The following is a 973-nucleotide window of genomic DNA, read 5'->3' as shown; positions in this document are numbered from 1 at the left end:
GGACCCACCGGCCGATAGCAAGGCACCCACCCCGCCGGCGCCGCCCGACCCCGCACCCGACACCGCGACCGGCCCGCCGCCCCCTCCGCCGCGGCCCGCCCCGGCGCTGATCCCCGGCCCCCCCGGCACCAACGTGGCCCCCGCACGGCTGGCCGACCGCATCGCCGCCGGCGCCCCCCGACCCCGCGACCGGCCCGCCGCCCCCTCCGCCGCGGCCCGCCCCGGCGCTGATCCCCGGCACCACCGGCACCATCGTGCCCCCAGCACTGCTGGCCGACCTCATCGCCGCCGGCGCCACCATCCGACCCATCACCACCGGCGCCGACCTACCCCCCTGCACCAGCTACCGCCCATCGGCCGCCCTGGACCGATTCATCCGCACCCGCGACCTGACCTGCCGCGCCCCCGGCTGCGACCGCCCCGCCATCACCGCCGACATCGACCACACCGACCCCTGGCCCACCGGAGCCACCCACCCCGCCAACAACAAGTGCTACTGCCGCCTACACCACCTAATCAAGACCTTCCACCCCGGCTTCACCGACACCCAACACCCCGACGGCACCCTGACCGTCACCACCCCCACCGGCCACACCTACACCACCAAACCCTTCACCGCCCTGCTGTTCCCCCACTGGAACACCACCACCGAACCCCCACCCCGAAAACCCACACCACCATCACCACCGGCCCCCGGCCGGACCCTGATGATGCCCACCCGCCGCCAAACCCGCGCCCAAGCCAAAGCCGCCCACATCACCCGCGAACGCCGCCTCAACGCCCTCCAACGCGAACTCGAGCGATCCCAAGCACAACCACGCCCACCCATGTGCAAAGAAGCCCAACGCGAAGCCCGCCAACAAGCCGCCGACAACGTAACCCAATCCCTGTCCCGCCCACCCGGATACCAACCCGACTACGGCGACGACCCCCCACCCTTCTGAGAGGAAGGGACCGAGGGGCGGCACTGAAT

The 973-nt window shown here is 72.9% G+C and carries 1 protein-coding gene; it reads left to right on the top strand.

Annotated features, from left to right (window positions below):
• Positions 1–254: 254 nt before the first annotated feature.
• Positions 255–944 (top strand): HNH endonuclease signature motif containing protein, encoded by a 690-nt coding sequence (locus JDV09_RS23300; RefSeq protein WP_221371515.1) that lies wholly within the window; start codon positions 255–257, stop codon positions 942–944.
• Positions 945–973 lie beyond the last annotated feature (29 nt).

This window comes from Mycolicibacterium xanthum (assembly GCF_019710635.1).
Taxonomy (GTDB): Bacteria; Actinomycetota; Actinomycetes; order Mycobacteriales; family Mycobacteriaceae; genus Mycobacterium; species Mycobacterium xanthum.
This window is presented reverse-complemented; position numbering and strand designations above follow the sequence as displayed.